The sequence below is a fragment of the Bacteroides acidifaciens genome (assembly GCF_024623065.1).
Lineage (GTDB): Bacteria > Bacteroidota > Bacteroidia > Bacteroidales > Bacteroidaceae > Bacteroides > Bacteroides acidifaciens.
The window spans coordinates 22,822-45,601 of record NZ_JANJZR010000008.1; the positions used below are offsets into that span (position 1 = coordinate 22,822).

General features: G+C 43.8%; 12 protein-coding genes and 2 pseudogenes. 5 read left to right on the forward strand and 9 right to left on the reverse strand.

Annotation, left to right across the window (positions count from 1 at the left end; genetic code table 11):
- Window positions 1-14 precede the first annotated feature (14 nt).
- From rfbA to glmS, 8 genes and pseudogenes are all read right to left on the reverse strand, one after another.
- Window positions 15-902: a glucose-1-phosphate thymidylyltransferase RfbA gene (rfbA, locus tag NSB03_RS03710; protein WP_024986888.1), complete on the reverse strand. Its 888-nt coding sequence runs from the start codon at window positions 900-902 to the stop codon at window positions 15-17.
- 131 nt (window positions 903-1,033) lie between these two features.
- The gene (locus tag NSB03_RS03715) at window positions 1,034-2,167 is read right to left on the reverse strand and encodes an MraY family glycosyltransferase (RefSeq protein ID WP_024986889.1); all 1,134 of its coding nucleotides are present in this window, start codon (window positions 2,165-2,167) and stop codon (window positions 1,034-1,036) included.
- A 24-nt stretch (window positions 2,168-2,191) separates the two neighbouring features.
- A pseudogene (locus NSB03_RS03720) lies at window positions 2,192-2,583 on the reverse strand (UpxY family transcription antiterminator); the annotation flags it as partial.
- 353 nt (window positions 2,584-2,936) lie between these two features.
- Entirely contained in the window at window positions 2,937-3,884 is a 948-nt protein-coding gene (locus NSB03_RS03725; RefSeq protein WP_024986890.1) for a tyrosine-type recombinase/integrase, read from the reverse strand.
- Window positions 3,885-4,123: 239 nt separating this feature from the next.
- Window positions 4,124-7,351, reverse strand: a complete 3,228-nt coding sequence (carB, locus tag NSB03_RS03730; RefSeq protein WP_024986891.1) for a carbamoyl-phosphate synthase (glutamine-hydrolyzing) large subunit — start codon at window positions 7,349-7,351, stop codon at window positions 4,124-4,126.
- A 9-nt stretch (window positions 7,352-7,360) separates the two neighbouring features.
- Window positions 7,361-8,509: a glutamine-hydrolyzing carbamoyl-phosphate synthase small subunit gene (gene carA, locus NSB03_RS03735; protein WP_136013473.1), complete on the reverse strand. Its 1,149-nt coding sequence runs from the start codon at window positions 8,507-8,509 to the stop codon at window positions 7,361-7,363.
- A 27-nt stretch (window positions 8,510-8,536) separates the two neighbouring features.
- Window positions 8,537-10,420, reverse strand: a complete 1,884-nt coding sequence (locus NSB03_RS03740) for an amidophosphoribosyltransferase (protein WP_024986892.1) — start codon at window positions 10,418-10,420, stop codon at window positions 8,537-8,539.
- A gap of 118 nt (window positions 10,421-10,538) precedes the next feature.
- Window positions 10,539-12,383 (reverse strand): glutamine--fructose-6-phosphate transaminase (isomerizing), encoded by a 1,845-nt coding sequence (glmS, locus tag NSB03_RS03745; RefSeq protein WP_136013474.1) that lies wholly within the window; start codon window positions 12,381-12,383, stop codon window positions 10,539-10,541.
- Window positions 12,384-12,745: 362 nt separating this feature from the next.
- Between glmS and gltB the strand changes: the two genes are divergently transcribed.
- From gltB to NSB03_RS03765, 4 genes are all read left to right on the forward strand, one after another.
- Complete coding sequence (gltB, locus tag NSB03_RS03750) at window positions 12,746-17,314, forward strand: glutamate synthase large subunit (protein WP_257466224.1); 4,569 nt, start codon at window positions 12,746-12,748, stop codon at window positions 17,312-17,314.
- Between the two features lie 127 nt (window positions 17,315-17,441).
- Window positions 17,442-18,788, forward strand: a complete 1,347-nt coding sequence (locus tag NSB03_RS03755; RefSeq protein WP_257466225.1) for a glutamate synthase subunit beta — start codon at window positions 17,442-17,444, stop codon at window positions 18,786-18,788.
- A 4-nt stretch (window positions 18,789-18,792) separates the two neighbouring features.
- Window positions 18,793-20,460, forward strand: coding sequence for an asparagine synthase B (gene asnB, locus NSB03_RS03760; RefSeq protein ID WP_024986893.1), 1,668 nt, complete (start codon window positions 18,793-18,795; stop codon window positions 20,458-20,460).
- Between the two features lie 173 nt (window positions 20,461-20,633).
- On the forward strand, window positions 20,634-21,398 hold the full coding sequence (locus NSB03_RS03765; protein ID WP_024986894.1) for a glycerophosphodiester phosphodiesterase family protein: 765 nt from the start codon (window positions 20,634-20,636) through the stop codon (window positions 21,396-21,398).
- 131 nt (window positions 21,399-21,529) lie between these two features.
- On the opposite strand, the pseudogene NSB03_RS03770 reads toward NSB03_RS03765, so the two are convergent.
- A pseudogene (locus NSB03_RS03770) lies at window positions 21,530-21,655 on the reverse strand (thioredoxin domain-containing protein); the annotation flags it as partial.
- A gap of 285 nt (window positions 21,656-21,940) precedes the next feature.
- On the opposite strand from NSB03_RS03770, the gene dapF reads away from it, so the two are divergent.
- On the forward strand, window positions 21,941-22,777 hold the full coding sequence (dapF, locus tag NSB03_RS03775) for a diaminopimelate epimerase (protein WP_024986895.1): 837 nt from the start codon (window positions 21,941-21,943) through the stop codon (window positions 22,775-22,777).
- Window positions 22,778-22,780 lie beyond the last annotated feature (3 nt).

Here is a 22,780-nt window from a genome sequence, read left to right on the forward strand (position 1 = left end):
TTCTGAATAAACAATTATGTGAAACTAAGTTCGTCAATGACCTTTAGAAGATACTGGCCATATTGGTTTTTCAACATAGGATAAGCTAGTTTACGCATCTTATCCGCTGTAATCCAACCCTGACGAAGAGCTATACCTTCCAAACAAGCAACTTTCAAACCTTGTCGTTTTTCAATTACTTCGATAAAAGTAGAAGCTTCAGAAAGAGAATCATGTGTACCAGTATCAAGCCATGCAAAGCCACGTCCCAATGTCTGCACTTTCAGTTCTTTGTCTCTAAGAAACTCTTGATTAACAGTTGTAATTTCCAACTCTCCACGAGGAGAAGGCTTGATATTCTTCGACACTTCCACAACTCTATTCGGATAGAAATATAAGCCCACTACAGCATAATTGGATTTTGGACAACTTGGTTTTTCTTGAATACTTAAACAATTACCTTCCTTATCAAATTCCGCCACTCCGTAACGTTCTGGATCATTCACCCAATATCCGAATACAGTTGCCTTATTTTCTTCTTCCGCTGTATAAACAGCCTCTTTCAGCATTCGAGTAAAACCTTGACCATAGAAAATATTATCCCCTAAAACCAAACATACAGAGTCACCTCCTATAAAGTCCTCCCCAATTATAAAAGCCTGTGCTAATCCGTCCGGTGAAGGTTGCTCAGCATATTCAAAGCGAACGCCAAAATCGGAACCATCACCAAGTAAACGTTTGAAACCCGGCAAATCATACGGTGTAGAAATAATTAATATCTCACGAATACCTGCCAACATCAATACAGAAATTGGATAATAAATCATTGGTTTATCAAAAATAGGTAGCAGTTGTTTACTAACCCCTTTAGTAATAGGATATAAACGAGTACCAGAGCCGCCCGCTAAAACAATACCTTTCATTCTTTTGTTATTACTAATTTATAATACAATTTTTCCGAATAACTTCTCCTAAAACGAATTCTAAGAAGATATATTCTTTTTATTTCTCCATACTCTAAATCTCATTCAATATTAATTATATATCATCTCCACTATGAAACATGTATGTAAGTTTTATACCATTTCTTTCCTGTTAACTTTTCGTGCTTTACAATAGCACGATTAATAACCATGTGCAGAACACCCCAAAATATCAAATCGAAAAGAAGCATGAAAGTTGCATTAATATAAAATGACAGTATAAAATTAGATACCACCAAAAATAAAGATAATAATAGCAATGTAATCATCACAGTACGCACCCTAATTCCAGTACGTAACAATTTATGGTGAATATGATTCTTATCCGGTAAAAAAGGATTGCGACCATCTTTTGCTCGAGAATAAAACACACGCACTACATCAAGTAAAGGAATAAGGAGTGTAGAAATAGTTACCATATTCAGATTTAATTCAAACGGATCCCAAGACTCTTGCCGTGTCCAAAAATGAAGAATCAGAAAACTAAGGATATAACCAAGAGTAAGACTTCCGGCATCTCCCATAAAGAGTTTTCGACCTGATACACTAAATACATTGTAATAATAGAAAGTAGCAACCACTCCCAAAGTAGCGGAAGCTAAAAGAGCATGAGTCCACTGACCTACAAATATACAGACTATGATTAACAATCCTAATGCGATACAAGTAAGACCTGAAGCCAATCCATCAATTCCATCTATCAGATTAATAGCATTCGTAATATAGACTACAAGAAAAACAGTCAGAGGCATACCAATAAATGCAGGAATGGCATGAAGCCCTAATAGTCCTCCCAAATCGTTAATCCAAAGACCGGAAAGTGAAAGAAAAGAGGCGGAAAGAATCTGTACTACAAATTTATACCGATACCCTACTCCCACCAAATCATCCGCTACTCCAACAAGATACAGCAGTGTCGTGCCGGCAACGAGGAAAAGATAACGCATGAATAAACAAGATGACCAAATAGGATCAACCGGTTCATTCATGTAATAACGAATTCCTGTAATAATACACAAAGATATTAGTATAACAGGTAGGAAAGCCAGACCGCCCAGACGAGGTACGGGAGTCTTATGTACTTTACGGGCATCAGGAACGTCAAAGAGACGCTTCTTGTAAGATATAAATATTATTCTTGGAATAACAATCGTAGCTAATAGTACTGAAAGCAACAAAGTACCTCCAATATAAATATACATCATAAAAATCTATCGTATTTTAGGCTTCATATAAACTGCTTCATCCGAATAATCGAGCATAAAGCGAAAACGGGCCATTTGTTCGTCAGGTATTACAGCCGGACTACTTTCACCACGCATTACCATATATCGGCTGACTGTAGAGAAAGAACTTCTTTACGTTCTTTCGGATCTACGTGCACAAAGACCATCATCGGAAGCAGCACAGATTCAACCACTTTACGGCGGTCGCTCCATTGATGCACTTCCTGTTGGACCGGTACAAAATTCTCAATCCCCATCTTGCCCAAACGCTCTGCTACTTTCTTCTCATGGTGCATACGCACGAGAGCTACATACCAGCGTTTAGAGTATGCTACGCCTTCCCCTGTCCCCATATTAGGCCCAGCATTTAAAGTTCCTTCTTTTCTTAGAATCATACTTTTTTACCCCTTATGTTTCCGTTACTTCTTAGGTAACAGAAACACAGGCACCTGATAACAAGGCACAATAAAAAAAGAAGAAATGTATACAAAAAGGGAAAGTTCTAGATATATTGCCTGATTTGCAGAGGATTCTTTTCAGTGCAGACAATAGAAATCATTGAACATGAGAATAAAAACATTTCATGTTCGAATACATTTTTGCTATATATTTAAATAAAAAGAGAAAAAAAAGGAATTTTGCTTGTACGCTATTAACAATTTTGTCTATATTTGCACCAAACAAATTCCGTTACCTAAGAAGTAACAACACTATTACATGTATAAATATCAAATACTTAATACAAAACCTACACAATCCCCTTACAATTCTTAACGTAATAATAATTTAACTTATTTACTTTTGTTCGTTCGTTCAAATCAAAGCCTTTCAAATAGATTTGTGTTGTTTTTATAGATTTGTGTCCCAACGATTCACTTATCATTTCAATAGGAACTCCCCTATATTTAGCAGTAGTAGCCCAAGAGTGACGAAATGTATAAGAAGTAACAGCCGAATGAATATGCAATTTTTTGGCTAAACTCTTCAGACTATTATTAAAACAACGCAAAGTAGATTGATATTCTTTATAAGCCGCCTCTCCATCACGCTTGTTCTTCCCGCTCAATATATAAAAAAGATAATCGGGGTATTCGGGAAGAACTGACGAGTGGAAATTACGAAGCCGGGAAACAATACCGGACGCTGATTCCAATATTTCCACACTCATGGGAGTTCCTGTCTTGCTACGATTGTATTTCAGAATATTCCCTTCCAGGTTTGACTTTTCCAAATGAGCCAAATCGACAAAAGGCATTCCGCTGAATAAAAACAATAAATTGGCTATAGCCTGTGTCCGGCGCAATTTCTCGGACTGCGGATCTTTGTAAAGCAATGTGTGCAGTTCGTTCACCGGAATGGCCTTTTTCTGGCGTGTATCCACCCCGGTAAATACATCCCGAAACAGGCGATGCACATAAGGAGCCTGATGTGTATCCACTCCTTTATTGTATATGCAGCGCAACATCCGCATGTAAGTAGATATAGTGTTAAGCTTCAAACGGCAAGCCAGCAAGTAATTACTATACCGCTTCAAGTTTTCACGGGTAATTTGTTTGAATGACACACATGATGTTCCACAAAACACAGTGAAAGAACGTAACGCATTCTCATAAACATGTGCCGTAGCATAGCGCCCCTCACGGCGCAAGCACTCCACATAATTGTTTACACATACAGTAAATCCGTCTTTTCTCATAATTTACTATTATTAATTTATAAAATCAGCATGATATTACAAGAAATAGAATGAATTTCCAATAAAGATGGCTGTTTACTAAGATTTTCTTATGAAGTTTTTAATAACCTATACGATTTAATACCAAAATTGGCACATTAATCAGTAAGTAGACAAAAAAGGCCGCTCCTGAATAACAAGAACGACCTTTTTTTCATTTCAGCAGAACGCTGTCATACTATCGAAAGCATGACAGCACATTACTTATATTCTGCCCAACTCTTGATGGTGATATCATCAATGCTCATCGTGCAGAAAGCATTAATGAATGCACTAGCCAAACGGGCATTTGTAATCAACGGAATATTCAAGTCAATGGCTGCACGACGAATCTTGTATCCGTTGTCCAACTCTCCGGCTGTCAGGTTCTTAGGAATGTTGACTACCATATCAATTTCCTTATTATGAAGCATTTCCAATGCTTGCGGATGCCCCTCTTCGCTCGGCCAATAGACATGGGTACTTTCAATACCGTTTTCGGCAAGTGCTTTGTGCGTACCGCCGGTTGCAAAGAGTTTATATCCCTTACTCACCAGCATACGGGCTGCATCCATCATATCGGCTTTCTGTTTCATTGTTCCCGTGGAAAGCAGGATATTCTTCTGGGGGATACGATAGCCTACGGAAAGCATTGCTTTCAGTACGGCACAGGAAGTATCCATGCCGATACAGCCGACTTCACCGGTAGAAGCCATATCTACCCCCAACACAGGGTCGGCTTTCTGCAAACGGTTGAAGGAGAACTGGGAAGCCTTGATTCCGACATAATCCAATTCGAAAAGATTCTTTTCCGGTTTTTCGACAGGTAGACCAAGCATGACTTTCGTTGCCAGTTCGATAAAGTTTATCTTCAATACTTTGCTGACAAACGGGAAAGAACGGCTGGCACGCAAGTTACATTCGATGACTTTGATATCATTGTCTTTTGCCAGATATTGGATATTGAACGGGCCGGAGATGTTCAGAGCTTTGGCAATCTCACGGCTGATACGTTTGATACGACGAACAGTCTCTACATATAGCTTTTGCGGCGGGAATTGAATAGTAGCGTCACCGGAGTGCACACCCGCAAACTCAATATGTTCGCTGATGGCGTATGCTACGATTTCGCCATTCTGCGCCACAGCATCCATTTCTACTTCCTTGGCATGCTCGATAAACTGGCTTACCACTACCGGATGCTTCTTCGATACGTTAGCTGCCAATTTCAGGAAACGTTCAAGTTCTTCCTGATTGGAGCAGACATTCATCGCAGCGCCTGAAAGTACATAAGACGGACGGACAAGTACCGGAAAACCTACTTCGTCAACAAACTCATTGATGTCGTCCATAGAGGTCAACTCGCGCCAACGCGGCTGGTCTACACCGATACGGTCGAGCATGGCAGAGAATTTCTCGCGGTCTTCGGCATTGTCAATGCTCTTGGCACTTGTACCGAGAATATTGACATTCTGAGCATCCAGACGCAATGCCAGATTGTTCGGGATTTGCCCACCGGTAGATACGATGACACCATGCGGATTTTCGAGTTCCAAAATATCCATTACACGCTCGAAAGTCAGTTCGTCGAAGTAGAGACGGTCGCACATATCGTAGTCCGTAGATACGGTTTCGGGGTTATAGTTAACCATGACGCTTCGCCATCCTTCCTTGCGGATGGTGTTCAATGCCTGTACGCCACACCAGTCGAACTCTACTGAGGAACCGATACGATAGGCACCGGAACCCAGCACGACGATAGATTTATGGTCACCCTGATAATGAACGTCGTTTGCTACGCCGCTGTAAGTAAGATACAGGTAGTTGGTCTGCGCGGGATATTCGGCAGCCAAGGTATCAATTTGCTTCACAACCGGAAGAATTCCTGCATGCTTGCGATGATTGCGAACATAGAGAATACCGTCTTCCATATCGCCTTCGTAACCAATGGCACGGGCAATCTGAAAGTCGGAGAAGCCCTGGACTTTCGCTTTACGAAGCAACTCGTCCGGCAAGTCGGCTATTTGTTTGTGGTTACTTCCCCAGCTATGCAGTTCTTCGGAAGTTTTCATGATATTCATGAGCTTCTGAAGGAACCATTTGTCAATCTTTGTCAGTTCGTGCACCTGGTCGATCGTATATCCGGCGCGGAATGCTTTCGAGATGACAAAAATACGTTTATCGGTCGGTTCGCGAAGCGCTTTGTCGATATCGGGAATAACCAGTTCCTTATTTTCTACAAATCCGTGCATCCCCTGCCCTATCATGCGAAGCCCTTTTTGGATAGCTTCTTCAAAGGTACGACCGATGGCCATTACTTCACCGACTGATTTCATGGAAGAGCCCAGTTCTTTATCCACTCCGTGGAACTTACCTAAGTCCCAACGAGGAATCTTACATACAACATAGTCCAAAGCAGGTTCAAAGAAAGCGGAAGTCGTTTTTGTTACAGAGTTTTTCAGGTCGAAAAGTCCGTAACCCAATCCTAACTTGGCGGCAACGAAAGCCAACGGATAGCCGGTTGCTTTGGAAGCCAAAGCCGATGAGCGGGAAAGACGGGCATTTACCTCAATCACCCGGTAATCTTCGGATTCCGGGTCGAAAGCATATTGCACGTTACATTCGCCGACGATACCGATATGACGAATGATACGGATAGCCAGTTCACGAAGTTTATGATATTCTTTATTAGTAAGCGTCTGAGAGGGAGCGATAACGATAGACTCACCGGTATGGATACCCAGCGGGTCAAAGTTTTCCATATTACAAACAGTGATACAGTTGTCGAAGCGGTCGCGCACCACCTCGTATTCCACTTCTTTCCAGCCACGGAGTGATTTTTCCACCAGCACCTGCGGAGAGAAAGAAAAAGCCTTTTCTACGAGGACGTCCAATTGTTCCTCGTTATCACAAAAGCCGGAGCCCAGACCACCCAACGCGTAAGCAGCACGGACAATCACCGGATAACCCAGTTCACGGGCTGCGCGACGGGCGTCTTCCGCATTTTCTACGGCTTCACTCTTGATAGTCTTTACGTCGATTTCGTTTAGTTTCTGCACGAAAAGTTCACGGTCTTCGGTATCCATAATAGCTTGTACCGGTGTACCGAGCACCTTTACATTATATTTTTCAAGGATTCCTTCCTTATATAAAGCTACGCCACAATTCAAGGCCGTCTGCCCGCCGAATGCAAGCATAATGCCTTCGGGCTTCTCTTTCTGAATCACTTTCTCTACAAAGTACGGGGTCACCGGCAGGAAGTAGATTTGATCGGCCACTCCTTCGGAAGTCTGTACCGTAGCAATATTCGGATTGATAAGAACCGTTTCAATCCCCTCTTCTTTCAAGGCTTTGAGCGCCTGCGAACCGGAATAGTCAAACTCACCGGCCTCACCGATTTTCAGGGCACCGGAACCCAGCAGTAATACTTTCTTTATTTTTTCTTTCATGATTGTCGGTTATTTAAGCAGGTTTACAAATTCGTCGAACAGAAATTCCGTATCCGTAGGGCCGCTGGCAGCTTCCGGGTGGAATTGCGCCGAGAACCAAGGATTTGTCTTATGCTTGATTCCTTCATTGGAACCATCGTTCATATTGATGAAAAGCGGTTCCCAATCTGCGCCCAACGTATTATTGTCTACGGCATAACCGTGATTCTGAGAAGTGATGAAACAACGTTCCGTGCCTACCATACGCACAGGTTGGTTGTGGCTACGGTGTCCGTATTTCAGTTTATATATTTTGGCTCCACCTGCTTTCGAAAGTAATTGGTTACCCATGCAGATTCCGAAGATAGGGAGTTTCTCATTTTTCATTGCCTTACGGATATTCTGTACCGCAGCATCACAAGTATCCGGGTCGCCCGGGCCATTGGAAATAAATAATCCGTCAAATTCGAGTCCGTTGAAATCATAATCCCAAGGCACACGAATCACTTCGACATCACGTTTCAGCAGGCAACGGATGATGTTGGTCTTTACTCCACAATCTACCAATACCACTTTTTTTAATTGAGAATTGAAAGTTGGAAGTTGAGAATTAAGTTGCGCAATGGGAGTATTTACAGGAAAAGAGTGAGAAGTTCCGTCAGGAAGATAAGAGATTATTTCCTTACAACTTACTTTGTCTACGTAATTAACGCCTGCATAAGCAGCTTCGGGAATATGCTCCGGCTCATCATCAAAGACAATCTTTCCCATCATCACACCATGTTCGCGGAGCACTTTCGTCAGCTCGCGGGTGTCAATACCTGTGATGCCGGGAATGTGTTCACGTTTCAACCAGTCACCGAGACTTTCCACTGCGTTCCAGTGGCTGTATTCATAAGAATAGTCGCTTACGATAATCGCTTCCGCATGGATTTTCCCGCTCTCCATGAAAGTAGCGAGCCCGTTCGGTCCGATTGTAAAAGGGGGAACTCCGTAGTTACCTATCAAAGGATAGGTAAGAGTCATCAACTGTCCGGCATACGAAGGGTCGGTAAGGCTCTCGGGATATCCAGTCATGGCAGTATTGAAAACTACTTCGCCCGCCACCGGCTTTTCGTAGCCAAACGACTTGCCGGAGAACCGGCTCCCGTCGTCAAGGATTAATGTCACATTTCTCATTCTTATTATTGAATCGTTGTATGGTTGTTAGAATTGATACATTTGCTCTATGTAATCTATAAATGCCTGATTCACCATTTTCACGCCTCCCGGTGTAGGGTAATTGCCGCTGAAGTACCAGTCGCCCGTATGATTCGGGCAAGCTTCGTGAAGTCCTTCCAACGGTTGGTAGACGATTTCGACTTTCGCTTTCGTTCCTTTCGGTGTCAGCAGTTCCACCATCTTGGCGGAGATTTCTTCATCGGTGAAAGGAGCATAGATGTCTTTGACATAGTTCACCATCTGCTCTTTCGGCAGTCCTATCTGGTCTTTGGATTTACGGTAAGCGGCAGCAATCACATCTTTCATATCGCGTTCTTTCAGAAGTTCGATAGCTGCCCTGAAAGCAATAAATTCGCTCATCTTCGCCATGTCTATGCCGTAATAATCGGGATAACGTACTTGCGGTGAAGAGGATACGATGACAATCTTCTTCGGGTTGAGACGGTCGAGAATACCGATAATACTTTGTTTCAGTGTCGTACCGCGCACAATACTGTCGTCAATTATCACCAGGTTATCGACACCGGACACGAGACTTCCGTATGTAATGTCATATACGTGAGCCGCCAAATCATTGCGGCTGTTTCCTTCGGCTATGAAAGTGCGGAGCTTGATATCCTTGATAGCCACCTTTTCACTACGGATACGGCGGGAAAGGATTATTTCCAGTTCTTCCATATTCGGGTTATGCCCCAATGCGGCAATCTGCTGCACTTTCTCTTCGTTCAGATAATCGTCCAATCCTTGCAGCATTCCGTAGAAAGCGACTTCGGCAGTATTGGGAATAAAAGAGAAAACGGTATGGTCGATGTCGTTATTGATAGCTTTCAGGATTTTCGGAACTAACTTTTCGCCCAGCAGTTTTCTTTCCTTATAGATATCTACGTCACTACCACGGGAGAAGTAGATACGTTCGAAAGAGCAGGCGTGCTTCTCACAAGGTTTGATAATTTGCGAAGTACGTATTTTGCCTTCCTTGCTGATAAACAGCGCTTGTCCCGGTTGCAGTTCTTTAATCTCTTCAAACGGAACATTCAGGACGGTCTGGATGACCGGACGTTCGGAAGCTAATACGGCTATCTCGTCATCCTGGTACCAGAATGCGGGACGAATCCCCCACGGGTCGCGGATAGCGAAAGATTCACCGCTTCCGGTCAGTCCGCAGATAACGTATCCCCCATCCCACTCACGGCTGGAAGTACGCAATACATTAGCAAGGTCGATATGCTCTTCTATATAATTGGTGATGCCCATGCCTGTGAGCCCATCCGCTTCGGCAAGATTAAAGACACGTTCCACTTCACGGTCGAGACGGTGTCCCACCTGTTCCAGCATGATGTATGTATCGGCATATTTACGCGGATGCTGACCGATAGCCGTAATACGGGCAAATATTTCATCTACGTTCGTCATGTTGAAGTTACCGCAGAGAGCCAGATTCTTGGCACGCCAGTTGTTTCTTCTCAAAAACGGATGTACGTAAGAGATGCCGGATTTCCCAGTGGTGGAATAACGGAGATGTCCCATATATGCTTCACCGGCAAAAGGTAAAGTACGTTTGGCGTACTCCGCGTCATGCAGTTGTTCGGAAGTCAAATCCTTGAAATTGTTCTGCACATTTTCAAAGATTTCGGTAATGGCACCGGAACCCAGGGCACGTTCGCGAAACATATACTCTTCACCCGGATTGGCTTCCAGTTTCACGCAAGCCAGTCCTGCACCTTCCTGACCACGATTGTGCTGCTTTTCCATCAGCAGATAAAGCTTGTTCAGGCCGTACATCCACGTTCCATACTTCTTCTCATAATACTCCAGCGGTTTAAGCAAGCGTATCATGGCAACGCCACATTCATGTTTCAATTGTTCCATCTATACTATTTACGATTTGACGATTTACTATTTACGATTTAAATTACCACCTGCCAATCAAACAACTTACTATCTATCATTGATTCTTCAATCGCAAATTGTCTAATTGTAAATTACATTATTCTACTGTTACTGACTTCGCCAGATTCCTGGGCTGATCTACATCCATTCCTTTGCAGACTGCTATGTGGTACGCAAGCAATTGGAGAGGTACCGTAGTAATTAACGGATTGAGACATTCGATTGTTTCAGGAAGCTCGATACTGCAATCGGCAATCTGGCTGATAACCGTATCGCCTTTCGTCACAAAAGCAATCACCCGTCCTTTCCGCGCCTTGATTTCCTGAATGTTGCTCAGCACTTTTTCGTACAGGGCATTCTGGGTAGCAATCACCACTACCGGCATTTCCGCGTCAATCAAAGCAATCGGCCCGTGCTTCATCTCGGCAGCCGGATAACCTTCGGCGTGGATATACGAAATTTCTTTCAATTTCAGCGCACCTTCGAGAGCTACGGGATAGCTATATCCGCGTCCCAAATAAATAAAGTTGTGTGCATAGGTGAAAGTTTTCGATAGTTCCGCTAGTTTATCATTCAACTTCAGCACTTCTTTCATTTTCTCAGGAATTTGGTTCAACTCCCGCACAACCGAAAGATAATACCGTTCATCAATCGTTCCCTTTTCTTTGGCAAGTGTCAATGCCAACATCGCCAATACAGTGACCTGTCCCGTAAATGCTTTGGTAGAAGCAACTCCGATTTCCGGGCCTACGTGGATATACGAACCGGTGTGAGTGGCACGGGGAATCGACGAACCGATGGCATTGCAAATACCATATATAAATGCCCCACGGCTCTTTGCCAATTCTACGGCAGCCAATGTATCGGCAGTCTCGCCACTCTGAGAAATGGCAATCACTACATCCTGCTCGTTAATCACAGGATCGCGGTAACGGAATTCAGAAGCATATTCCACTTCTACCGGTATGCGGCAGAAACTTTCAATCAGTTGTTTGCCGATAAGTCCGGCATGCCAGGAAGTTCCGCAAGCCACGATAATAAACCGTTTGGCACTCAGCAACCTTTCCTTATTATCAATCACTGCCGAAAGCACTACGTTGTCCGCATCTACATTGATGCGTCCGCGCATACAATCATGGATGCAATCCGGCTGTTCAAAAATCTCTTTCAACATGAAGTGCGGATAACCGCCCTTTTCCAGTTGTCCGAGATTCAATTCCACTTTCTTCACTTCGGGGGTCATTTCGACATTATTCAAATCGACTACCTTCAATTCTTCACCCCTGTTTATTACGGCAATCTCTCCGTCTTCCAAGTAAACTACCTTATCTGTATACTCAACAATCGGAGTGGCGTCCGAAGCCAGAAAGAATTCATCCTCGCCAATGCCTACTACCAACGGGCTGCTTTTGCGCGCAGCGACAATCTCATCCGGATGCTCTTTATCAAGAATCGCGATTGCATATGCACCAATCACCTCTCCCAATGCCAACTGAACGGCGGTCAGCAAACTAACCCGGTGAGTAACTTTCATGTATTCTATTAATTGAACAAGAACTTCGGTATCTGTACTGCTTTTAAAGATGTAGCCTTTGGCTTGGAGTTTTTCTTTGAGTACGGCGTAGTTTTCAATGATACCGTTGTGAATGAGAGCGAGTTTCTCGGAAGAAGAGTAATGAGGATGGGCGTTAGCGGAACAAGGTTCCCCATGAGTAGCCCAACGAGTATGGGCGATTCCGATTGTACCGGAAATATCTTTCTGTGTGACGAAATTTTCGAGTTCGGAGACTTTTCCTTTCGTCTTATACACATTCAACTGTTGGTTGTCACTGATTAATGCTACCCCTGCGCTGTCATATCCACGATACTCTAATCGCTTCAGTCCTTTTATAAGGATGGGATAGGCTTTTCTTTTACCAATATAGCCTACTATTCCACACATATTATAATATTTTTATTTCGGCTGCAAATATACATATTCCGAATAACATAAAGATTATAAATTCAATATTTATTTGACAGAAACTCACAAAAAAGTTACAAACACATCAAAAAGTTAAATAATACAATCTTTTTAGCTCAAAAAGAAACGCATTACAATCAATATCAAATAATAGTCATCAGACTAATAAATTAAAAGTTATCCAACTGATTTTAATTACAAATTAAAAGAAGAAAAAACAAACTTTATATTTCGTGTCACAGAAAGGCGACATTTTACTATCATTCTGAAATTAAACAGTTATTTTTGCAGAACATTTTGATACATCAAATAGGTATTATCATACAATAAAGCTAGTAAGAATGAAGAAACAAGAACTTTTTAACAACGAAACAGAAGGATTCCCTTACCAACGACAGCCCAAACAAGCAGGCTTGTACGATGCGGCATACGAACACGATGCCTGCGGTGTTGGTATGCTGGTAAACATTCACGGAGAAAAGTCACACGACATTGTTGAGTCGGCTTTAAAGGTATTGGAGAACATGCGCCACCGCGGCGCCGAAGGTGCGGACAACAAGACCGGAGACGGTGCTGGCATTATGCTACAAATCCCGCACGAGTTTATTTTATTACAAGGTATCCCCGTTCCCGAAAAGGGACGTTATGGCACCGGTCTGCTTTTTCTACCCAAAAATGAAAAAGACCAAGCAGCCATTTTGAGTATCATCATCGAAGAAATTGAAAAAGAAGGACTTACGCTGATGCATCTGCGTAATGTACCTACCTGCCCGGAAATCCTGGGAGAAGCGGCTTTGGCCAATGAACCGGATATCAGGCAGGTATTTATCACCGGATTTACGGAAACGGAAACTGCCGACCGCAAACTTTATCTGATTCGCAAGAGAATCGAAAATAAAGTCAGAATGTCAGCCATTCCGGCGAAAGAGGATTTTTATGTCGTTTCGCTCTCCACAAAAAGCATTATATATAAAGGTATGCTTTCGTCATTGCAGCTACGCAACTATTATCCTGACCTGACGAACAGTTACTTTACCAGCGGACTGGCTTTGGTGCATTCCCGTTTCAGTACCAACACGTTCCCGACATGGGGCTTGGCACAACCTTTCCGTCTTCTGGCACACAATGGCGAAATCAATACGATTCGCGGTAACCGCGGCTGGATGGAAGCCCGCGAAAGTGTACTTTCCTCTCCCACTCTCGGAGATATCAAAGAGATTCGTCCGATTATACAGCCGGGTATGAGTGACAGTGCTTCATTGGATAATGTACTGGAATTTTTAGTAATGTCGGGATTGAGCCTGCCCCACGCCATGGCAATGCTTGTACCTGAATCTTTCAACGAAAAGAATCCCATCAGTGAAGATTTGAAGTCTTTCTATGAATATCACTCTATATTAATGGAGCCCTGGGACGGACCTGCCGCCTTGCTATTCAGCGACGGACGTTTTGCAGGCGGTATGCTCGACCGTAACGGTCTGCGTCCCGCCCGCTACCTGATTACGAAAAATGATATGATGGTAGTAGCTTCGGAAGTTGGCGTAATGGATTTCGAACCGGGAGATGTTAAAGAAAAAGGACGGCTGCAACCGGGTAAGATTCTATTGATTGACACGGAAAAGGGCGAAATATATTACGACGGTGAACTGAAAAAGCAATTGGCGGAAGCAAAACCTTACCGCACATGGCTGGCTACCAACCGTATCGAACTGGACGAATTGAAAAGCGGACGCAAAGTGCCTCATCATGTAGAGAACTACGACCGGATGCTCCGTACTTTCGGTTATTCAAAAGAGGACATCGAAAAATTGATTACACCCATGGCCAGCACCGGCGCAGAGCCTATCCATTCAATGGGCAACGATACCCCGTTGGCTGTGCTTTCGGACAAGCCGCAACTGCTCTACAATTATTTCCGCCAGCAATTCGCCCAGGTGACGAATCCGCCGATTGACCCTCTACGCGAGGAACTGGTGATGTCATTGACGGAATATATCGGTGCTGTCGGCATGAATATTCTGACACCGAGCGAAAGCCATTGTAAAATGGTGCGTCTGAACCATCCGATTCTAAACAATACTCAATTGGATATTTTATGTAATATCCGCTATAAAGGTTTTAAGACTGTAAAGCTTCCGATGCTTTTTGAAGTAGCGAAAGGAAAAGCCGGGCTTCAGGAAGCACTGGGCGGACTTTGCAAAATGGCAGAAGAATCCGTGACGGAAGGCGTGAACTATATCATTCTGAGTGACCGTGATGTGGATGCCGACCATGCAGTAATCCCGTCCCTTCTGGCGGTAAGCGCTGTCCATCATCATCTGATTTCCGTTGGGAAACGTGTGCAGACGGCACTGGTAGTAGAAAGCGGTGAAATACGCGAGGTAATGCACGCAGCCTTATTACTCGGCTTCGGGGCAAGCGCACTGAATCCGTATATGGCATTTGCGGTGCTTGACAAATTGGTGAAAGACAGGGATATTCAATTGGACTATGCCACGGCCGAGAAGAATTATATCAAGTCCATCTGCAAAGGTCTGTTCAAGATTATGAGCAAGATGGGTATCTCTACCATCCGTTCATACCGCGGTGCAAAGATTTTCGAAGCTGTCGGTTTGAGCGAAGAGTTAACCAAGGCTTATTTCGGGGGACTCGGTTCACCCATTGGGGGTATCCGGCTGGAAGAGATTGCCAGAGACGCCATTGCTTTTCATAAAGAAGGAATGGCGCAAGAAGTTGAAAGTGGAGAAACTCCCAACTCTCAACTTCTTAAAAGCAACGGGTTGTATTCTTTCCGAAAAGACGGAGAAAAGCATGCATGGAATCCCGAAACCATCAGTGCGCTGCAATTGGCTACCCGCTTGGGCAGCTATAAGAAATTCAAAGAATATACTCACTTGGTAGACGAGAAAGAGAAACCTATCTTCCTGCGTGACTTCCTGGGATTCCGCCGCAATCCGATTTCTATCGACCAGGTGGAACCGGTAGAGAATATTTTACACCGTTTTGTTACGGGTGCCATGTCTTTCGGCTCTATCAGCAAAGAGGCTCACGAGGCAATGGCTATCGCCATGAATAAAATTCACGGACGCAGTAATACCGGCGAGGGCGGTGAAGACGCTTCCCGCTTCCAACCGCTACCGGACGGCAGTTCCCTGCGAAGTGCCATCAAGCAGGTGGCTTCGGGACGCTTCGGTGTGACAGCAGAATATCTAGTGAATGCGGATGAGATTCAGATTAAGATAGCCCAAGGGGCAAAGCCGGGCGAAGGTGGACAGCTTCCGGGATTCAAGGTGAACGATGTGATTGCCAAGACACGCCACTCTATTCCGGGAATTTCTCTGATTTCTCCCCCACCTCATCATGATATTTATTCGATTGAGGATTTGGCACAATTAATCTTCGATCTGAAAAATGTAAATCCACAGGCTAAAATCAGTGTGAAACTGGTAGCAGAAAGCGGTGTCGGTACAATTGCCGCCGGGGTGGCAAAAGCAAAGGCAGACCTGATTGTCATCTCCGGTGCTGAGGGGGGCACAGGTGCTTCTCCGGCTTCTTCTATCCGTTATGCGGGCATCTCACCGGAATTGGGATTGAGCGAGACACAGCAGACATTGGTACTGAACGGACTCCGTGGCCAAGTGATTCTGCAAGCTGACGGGCAATTGAAAACCGGACGGGATATTATCTTAATGGCATTGATGGGAGCCGAAGAATATGGTTTTGCCACCTCTGCACTGATTGTACTAGGTTGTGTGATGATGCGCAAATGTCATCAGAACACTTGTCCTGTGGGAGTTGCTACACAGAATGAGGAGTTGCGCAAACGTTTCCACGGACGCAGTGAATATTTAGTAAATTTCTTCACGTTCCTGGCGCAGGAAGTCCGTGAACATCTGGCGGAAATGGGATTCACCCGGATGAATGACATTATCGGACGGACAGACTTGATTGAACGTAAATCCGTAGCGGACGATCCGAATCCGAAGCATGCGTTGATTGATTTCAACAGAATGTTGGCACGTATTGACAACACTGCCGCTATCCGTCATGTCACCGACCAGGAACATGGCATCTCTACCGTAAAGGATGTGGCTATCATTGATGCCGCCCGGGATGCCATCGAACATGAGAAAGAAATCTCTTTAGAATATACAATTGCGAATACAGACCGTGCAATAGGTGCTATGCTTTCGGGAGTAATCGCGAAGAAACATGGTGCCAAGGGATTACCGGAACATACGTTGAATGTGAAATTCAAAGGTTCGGCAGGTCAGTCTTTCGGTGCATTCCTTGTGCCAGGGGTCAACTTTAAACTGGAAGGGGAAGCGAACGATTATCTTGGCAAGGGTCTGAGTGGCGGACGTATCGCCGTGCTTCCCCCTATCCGCAGCAATTTCGAAGCTGACAAGAATACAATTGCCGGCAATACTTTGCTTTATGGCGCCACAAGTGGTGAAGTGTATATCAACGGTCGTGTAGGAGAACGTTTTGCCGTACGCAACTCGGGTGCCGTCGCCGTAGTGGAAGGTGTAGGCGACCACTGTTGCGAATATATGACCGGCGGACGCGTTGTGGTCCTCGGACAAACCGGACGCAACTTTGCAGCCGGCATGAGTGGCGGTGTAGCCTATGTATGGAACAAAGACGGTAACTTCGATTATTTCTGTAATATGGAAATGGTGGAACTGTCACTCATCGAAGAAGCCAGCTACCGGAAGGAGCTACACGAACTGATTCGCCAGCACTACCTGTACACGGGCTCCAAACTGGCACGAACAATGCTCGACGACTGGAATCATTATGCAGACCAATTCATCCAGGTAGTACCTATCGAATACAAAAAAGTATTGCAGGAAGAACAGATGAGAAAGTTACAACAGAAAATTGCAGACATGCAAAGAGACTATTAGATTTACTATTTGACTATTTACAATTTACTATTTGAATGTATAGTCTGTAAATAGTCAAATAGCAAATGACAAGATAGTCTGGAAATAGTAAATAATAATAGTAAACCGTCAAATAGTAAATAACAAGATGGGAGATCCTAAAGCATTTCTAAATATACCCCGGCAGGAAGCGGGATACCGCCCTGTGAACGAACGAATCACTGATTATAGTCAGGTAGAACAGACGTTGAATACAAACAGCCGCAAGTTGCAGGCATCCCGCTGCATGGACTGCGGCGTACCTTTCTGCCACTGGGCATGCCCGATAGGAAATAAACAACCGGAATGGCAGGATGCCTTATTCAAGGGAAAATGGAAAGAGGCATACGAAATATTGTCATCCACTTGTGATTTTCCTGAATTTACAGGACGTATCTGCCCTGCCCTCTGCGAAAAGTCTTGTGTGTTAAAACTGTCATGCGACCAACCTGTGACGATTCGTGAAAACGAGGCAGCTATTGTTGAAGCAGCTTTTCGCGAAGGATATATACAGGTAAAAACACCGAGAAGAAACGGAAAGAAAGTGGCGGTGATTGGTGCGGGTCCTGCCGGATTGGTGGTGGCTAATCAGCTGAATTTAAAAGGATATAGCGTTACTTTATTCGATAAAGATGAAGCGCCCGGAGGGTTATTACGGTTCGGTATTCCTAATTTCAAACTGGATAAGAATGTAATTGACCGACGGATGAAGATATTGGCTGCAGAAGGAATACTGTTTGAGATGGGAGTAGAAATAGACATCAATCATTTGCCGGAAGGATTCGACGCTTACTGCATCTGTACCGGAACACCGACTGCACGTGATTTGAGTATTCCGGGACGTGAACTGAAAGGCATCCATTTCGCACTTGAAATGCTGGCACAGCAGAACAGGATTCTGGCAGGACAGACTTTCCCGAAAGATAAATTGGTGAATGCCAAAGGCAAAAAAGTACTTGTGATAGGTGGCGGAGATACCGGTTCCGACTGCATCGGAACCAGTGTGAGACAGGGAGCCGCCAGTGTCACTCAAATCGAAATCATGCCGAAACCTCCTGTCGGCTACAATCCGGCTACTCCTTGGCCACAATGGCCGGCAGTCTTCAAAACGACTTCCAGCCATGAAGAAGGTTGTACACGCCGCTGGTGCCTGGCTTCCAATCAGTTCCTCGGAAAGAACGGAAAGGTGACAGGTGTAGAAGTGGAAGAGGTAGAATGGATTCCAGCAGCAGACGGCGGACGTCCCACGATGAAACCAACAGGGAAGAAGGAAGTCATCGAAGCTGATATGGTATTATTGGCGATGGGATTCCTGAAACCGGAGCAACCGAAATTTGCAAAAAATGTATTTCTTGCCGGAGATGCAACTACCGGAGCCAGTCTGGTAGTACGTGCCATGGCAGGCGGACGGAAAGCGGCTGCGGAAATAGATGCTTACTTAACAACCAAAAATTAAAGTTATGTGTGGAATAGCAGGTATACTCAACATCAAAGTTCAAACGAAAGAACTAAGAGATAAAGCACTGAAAATGGCCCAGAAGATCCGTCATCGCGGACCGGACTGGAGCGGAATCTATGTAGGCGGAAGTGCCATCCTGGCACACGAACGTCTTTCCATTGTCGACCCGCAGAGTGGCGGACAACCGTTATACTCTCCCGATCGTAAACAGGTGCTAGCCGTCAACGGTGAGATTTACAATCACCGTGATATTCGCGCTAAATATGCGGGAAAATATAACTTTCAGACTGGAAGTGACTGTGAGGTAATTCTTGCCCTCTATAAAGATAAAGGTATCCATTTTCTGGAAGATATCAGTGGTATCTTTGCCTTTGTCCTTTATGACGAAGAGAAAGATGAGTTCCTGATTGCCCGCGACCCTATCGGCGTTATACCTTTATATATAGGCAAAGACAAAGAGGGAAAAATCTACTTCGGCAGCGAACTGAAAGCGCTCGAAGGATTTTGTAATGAATACGAGGTATTCCTTCCCGGACATTACTATTACAGTAAAGAAGGAGAGATGAAACGCTGGTATTCGCGCGACTGGACAGAATATGAAACCGTAAAAGACAACGATGCCCGAACCGCCGATATAAAAACAGCATTAGAAGATGCCGTTCATCGCCAGTTGATGAGTGACGTACCTTATGGAGTACTTCTTTCCGGCGGTCTGGATAGTTCTGTCATTTCCGCTATCGCCAAGAAATATGCAGCCAAACGTATAGAAACAGACGGGGCAAGCGATGCCTGGTGGCCGCAACTTCACTCTTTTGCCATCGGTCTGAAGGGTGCGCCCGACTTGATAAAGGCGCGTGAGGTTGCCGAATATATCGGCACGGTGCATCACGAAATAAACTACACCGTGCAGGAAGGACTGGATGCGATTCGTGACGTTATCTATTTCATAGAGACGTATGACGTAACTACTGTGCGGGCTTCTACTCCTATGTATCTGCTGGCACGTGTCATCAAGTCTATGGGTATCAAAATGGTGTTGAGCGGTGAAGGTGCCGATGAAGTTTTTGGCGGCTATCTCTATTTTCACAAAGCCCCTACTCCGGAGGCGTTCCACGAAGAAACGGTACGCAAACTTTCAAAATTGCATATGTATGACTGTCTCCGGGCCAACAAGAGTTTATCTGCCTGGGGAGTTGAAGGACGTGTCCCCTTCCTTGATAAAGAATTTCTTGATGTGGCAATGACGCTGAATCCGAAGGCCAAAATGTGTCCAGGAAAGAATATTGAAAAAAGAATCGTACGTGAGGCTTTCACCGATATGCTACCGGAAAGCGTGGCATGGAGACAAAAAGAGCAGTTCAGTGACGGTGTGGGATATTCCTGGATTGATACATTGAAAGAAATAACAACCGCTGCCGTAAGTGACGAACAAATGGCACATGCAGCCGAACGTTTCCCCATCAATACTCCGCAAAACAAGGAAGAATATTATTACCGCAGCATCTTTGAAGAACATTTCCCCAGCGAAAGTGCGGCTCGCAGCGTGCCGAGTGTTCCCAGCGTAGCCTGCTCTACGGCAGAAGCACTGGCATGGGATATTTCCTTCAGAAATCTGAATGAGCCAAGCGGACGCGCGGTAAAAGGAATACATGAAGAAGCCTATACTTAACTTGTCGAAAAGTAATAGAATAGACTATTTCTGTTACTTTTTTGTAGCATTTCTATTCTAAAATCCTTAAGATTAACGCAGATTAGCATATTATTGTCTGATTTGCGTTTTCTTTTTTATAATTTTGAGGCCAAACCCGATTAAATCTGTTAAACCTTTTAAAGACCAGACCAATGAATTTAAAGAAAATAATGATGGCTTCCGCCCTTTTAGTAACTGCTTGCTGTATGCAGGCACAGACAAAAGCAATTGCCCACCGTGGTTTCTGGAAAACCCCGGGTTCATCACAAAACAGTATTGCCGCACTTCAAAAAGCAGATTCCATCGGATGCTACGGTTCAGAATTTGATGTATGGATTGCCAAAGATAATAAACTGATTGTCAATCATGACCCCGTTTATAAAATGCGACCGATGGAATATTCCAAAGGGGATGCATTGACCGGTCTGAAACTCTCTAACGGAGAAAACCTGCCTAGTTTAAAGCAGTATTTGGAAGCAGGAAAAAAATGCGATACCCAATTGATACTCGAACTCAAAGCACACAGCACCAAAAAGCGTGAGACAAAAGCCGTGCAGGAAATTGTGGCTATGGTAAAAAGTATGGGATTGGAGAACCGCATGGAATATATCACTTTCTCTCTGCATGCCATGAAAGAATTTATCCGCTTGGCACCTACCGGAACTCCGGTATTCTATCTGAACGGTGATTTATCTCCGGAAGAATTAAAAGAACTTGGTGCAGCGGGATTTGACTATCATATGGGAGTAATTAAAAAACACCCCGAATGGATTAAGGAAGCTCATGACCTTGGCATGAAAGTCAATGTATGGACAGTGGATGAGGCAGAGGACATGAAATGGCTGATTGAGCATAAAGCAGATTTTATTACTACCAATGAGCCGATTGTATTACAGAAAGAGCTTAAGCAACAATAAATCAATATATATATATATATATTTAATCGTTTAGTATCCGGACTTAAAACAACGGAGTATTCCTTCAATTCATTTGACATTGAAGAGAATATCCGTATTTCTGCAAACACTAACAAAATATTACAGTCAGTTCATCTCAAATCATCCAGCACCTCTTTCAACTCTTGCACCGTCAATTCTCCTACTTGCCGCCAAAGTTCATTTCTCTTATGTAATAAGAGGAATGCCGGAACAGTATCTACATTATGTACATCGGCAAAAACAATGGATATAGGAGAAGGTTCTTAGGACTATCAAGGCTAAATATTCTTTATATATTATGAAAGAATATGCAAAAGGACACACCCAAATAACAATTCATCAACATATAGATATACATAATTTCATTTTATAAGTTTAGATAGCTATATAATAAGCGATTGAAAGATTGATGAAAATAAATAGATATTAGATATACTTTTAAATAAAACACAAAACAAAAAGTCATATCTTTGCATCGTAATAAAACAAAAGGATACAACAACCAATAAATACAAGTCAAAATGATAAGAAAGATTAAGTTCACGAAAATGCATGGAGCAGGAAATGACTACATATATGTAGATACTACCCAATATCCGATAGCAGATCCTGAAAAGAAAGCAATCGAATGGAGCAAGTTTCATACAGGAATTGGGAGTGACGGACTTATATTAATTGGAAGTTCCGATAAGGCTGATTTCAGCATGCGTATTTTCAATGCCGACGGTTCGGAAGCGATGATGTGCGGAAATGGTAGCCGTTGCGTAGGCAAATACGTATATGAATACGGTTTGACTGATAAAACAGAAATCACACTGGACACGCTGTCGGGAATTAAGATACTGAAACTTCACGTAGAAGGAGAAACAGTTACCGCAGTCACAGTAGATATGGGCAGTCCGTTGGAAACAGGAGAAGTACATTGGAAAGGGAAATATCCTTTCCAGTCAACTAAAGTATCAATGGGAAATCCTCATTTAGTTACTTTTGTGGATGATATAACCCGGATTAACTTACCGGAAATCGGTCCCGAATTGGAGAATCATCCTCTTTTTCCTGACAGAACTAATGTAGAGTTTGCACAAATTGTCGGCAAAGATACTATACGGATGAGAGTATGGGAAAGAGGTTCGGGAATTACCCAAGCTTGCGGAACAGGTGCTTGCGCCACAGCAGTAGCCGCCTTCATCAACGGGCTTGCAGGAAGAAAAAGCAATATAATAATGGATGGCGGCACAGTTATCATTGAATGGGACGAAGCCTCAGACCATATATTGATGACAGGACCGGCAACCAAAGTTTTCGATGGAGAAATTGTTGAAGAAGTTGAGAATGGAGAGTTGAGAGTCGAGAATTAAGAA

Bases quoted from the DNA above. Each gene is read 5' to 3' on its own strand.
- rfbA (WP_024986888.1), bottom strand. From the start codon at position 902: ATGAAAGGTATTGTTTTAGCGGGCGGCTCTGGTACTCGTTTATATCCT.
- NSB03_RS03715 (WP_024986889.1), bottom strand. From the start codon at position 2,167: ATGATGTATATTTATATTGGAGGTACTTTGTTGCTTTCAGTACTATTA.
- NSB03_RS03725 (WP_024986890.1), bottom strand. From the start codon at position 3,884: ATGAGAAAAGACGGATTTACTGTATGTGTAAACAATTATGTGGAGTGC.
- carB (WP_024986891.1), bottom strand. From the start codon at position 7,351: ATGAAAGAAAAAATAAAGAAAGTATTACTGCTGGGTTCCGGTGCCCTG.
- carA (WP_136013473.1), bottom strand. From the start codon at position 8,509: ATGAGAAATGTGACATTAATCCTTGACGACGGGAGCCGGTTCTCCGGC.
- NSB03_RS03740 (WP_024986892.1), bottom strand. From the start codon at position 10,420: ATGGAACAATTGAAACATGAATGTGGCGTTGCCATGATACGCTTGCTT.
- glmS (WP_136013474.1), bottom strand. From the start codon at position 12,383: ATGTGTGGAATAGTAGGCTATATTGGTAAAAGAAAAGCCTATCCCATC.
- gltB (WP_257466224.1), top strand. From the start codon at position 12,746: ATGAAGAAACAAGAACTTTTTAACAACGAAACAGAAGGATTCCCTTAC.
- NSB03_RS03755 (WP_257466225.1), top strand. From the start codon at position 17,442: ATGGGAGATCCTAAAGCATTTCTAAATATACCCCGGCAGGAAGCGGGA.
- asnB (WP_024986893.1), top strand. From the start codon at position 18,793: ATGTGTGGAATAGCAGGTATACTCAACATCAAAGTTCAAACGAAAGAA.
- NSB03_RS03765 (WP_024986894.1), top strand. From the start codon at position 20,634: ATGAATTTAAAGAAAATAATGATGGCTTCCGCCCTTTTAGTAACTGCT.
- dapF (WP_024986895.1), top strand. From the start codon at position 21,941: ATGATAAGAAAGATTAAGTTCACGAAAATGCATGGAGCAGGAAATGAC.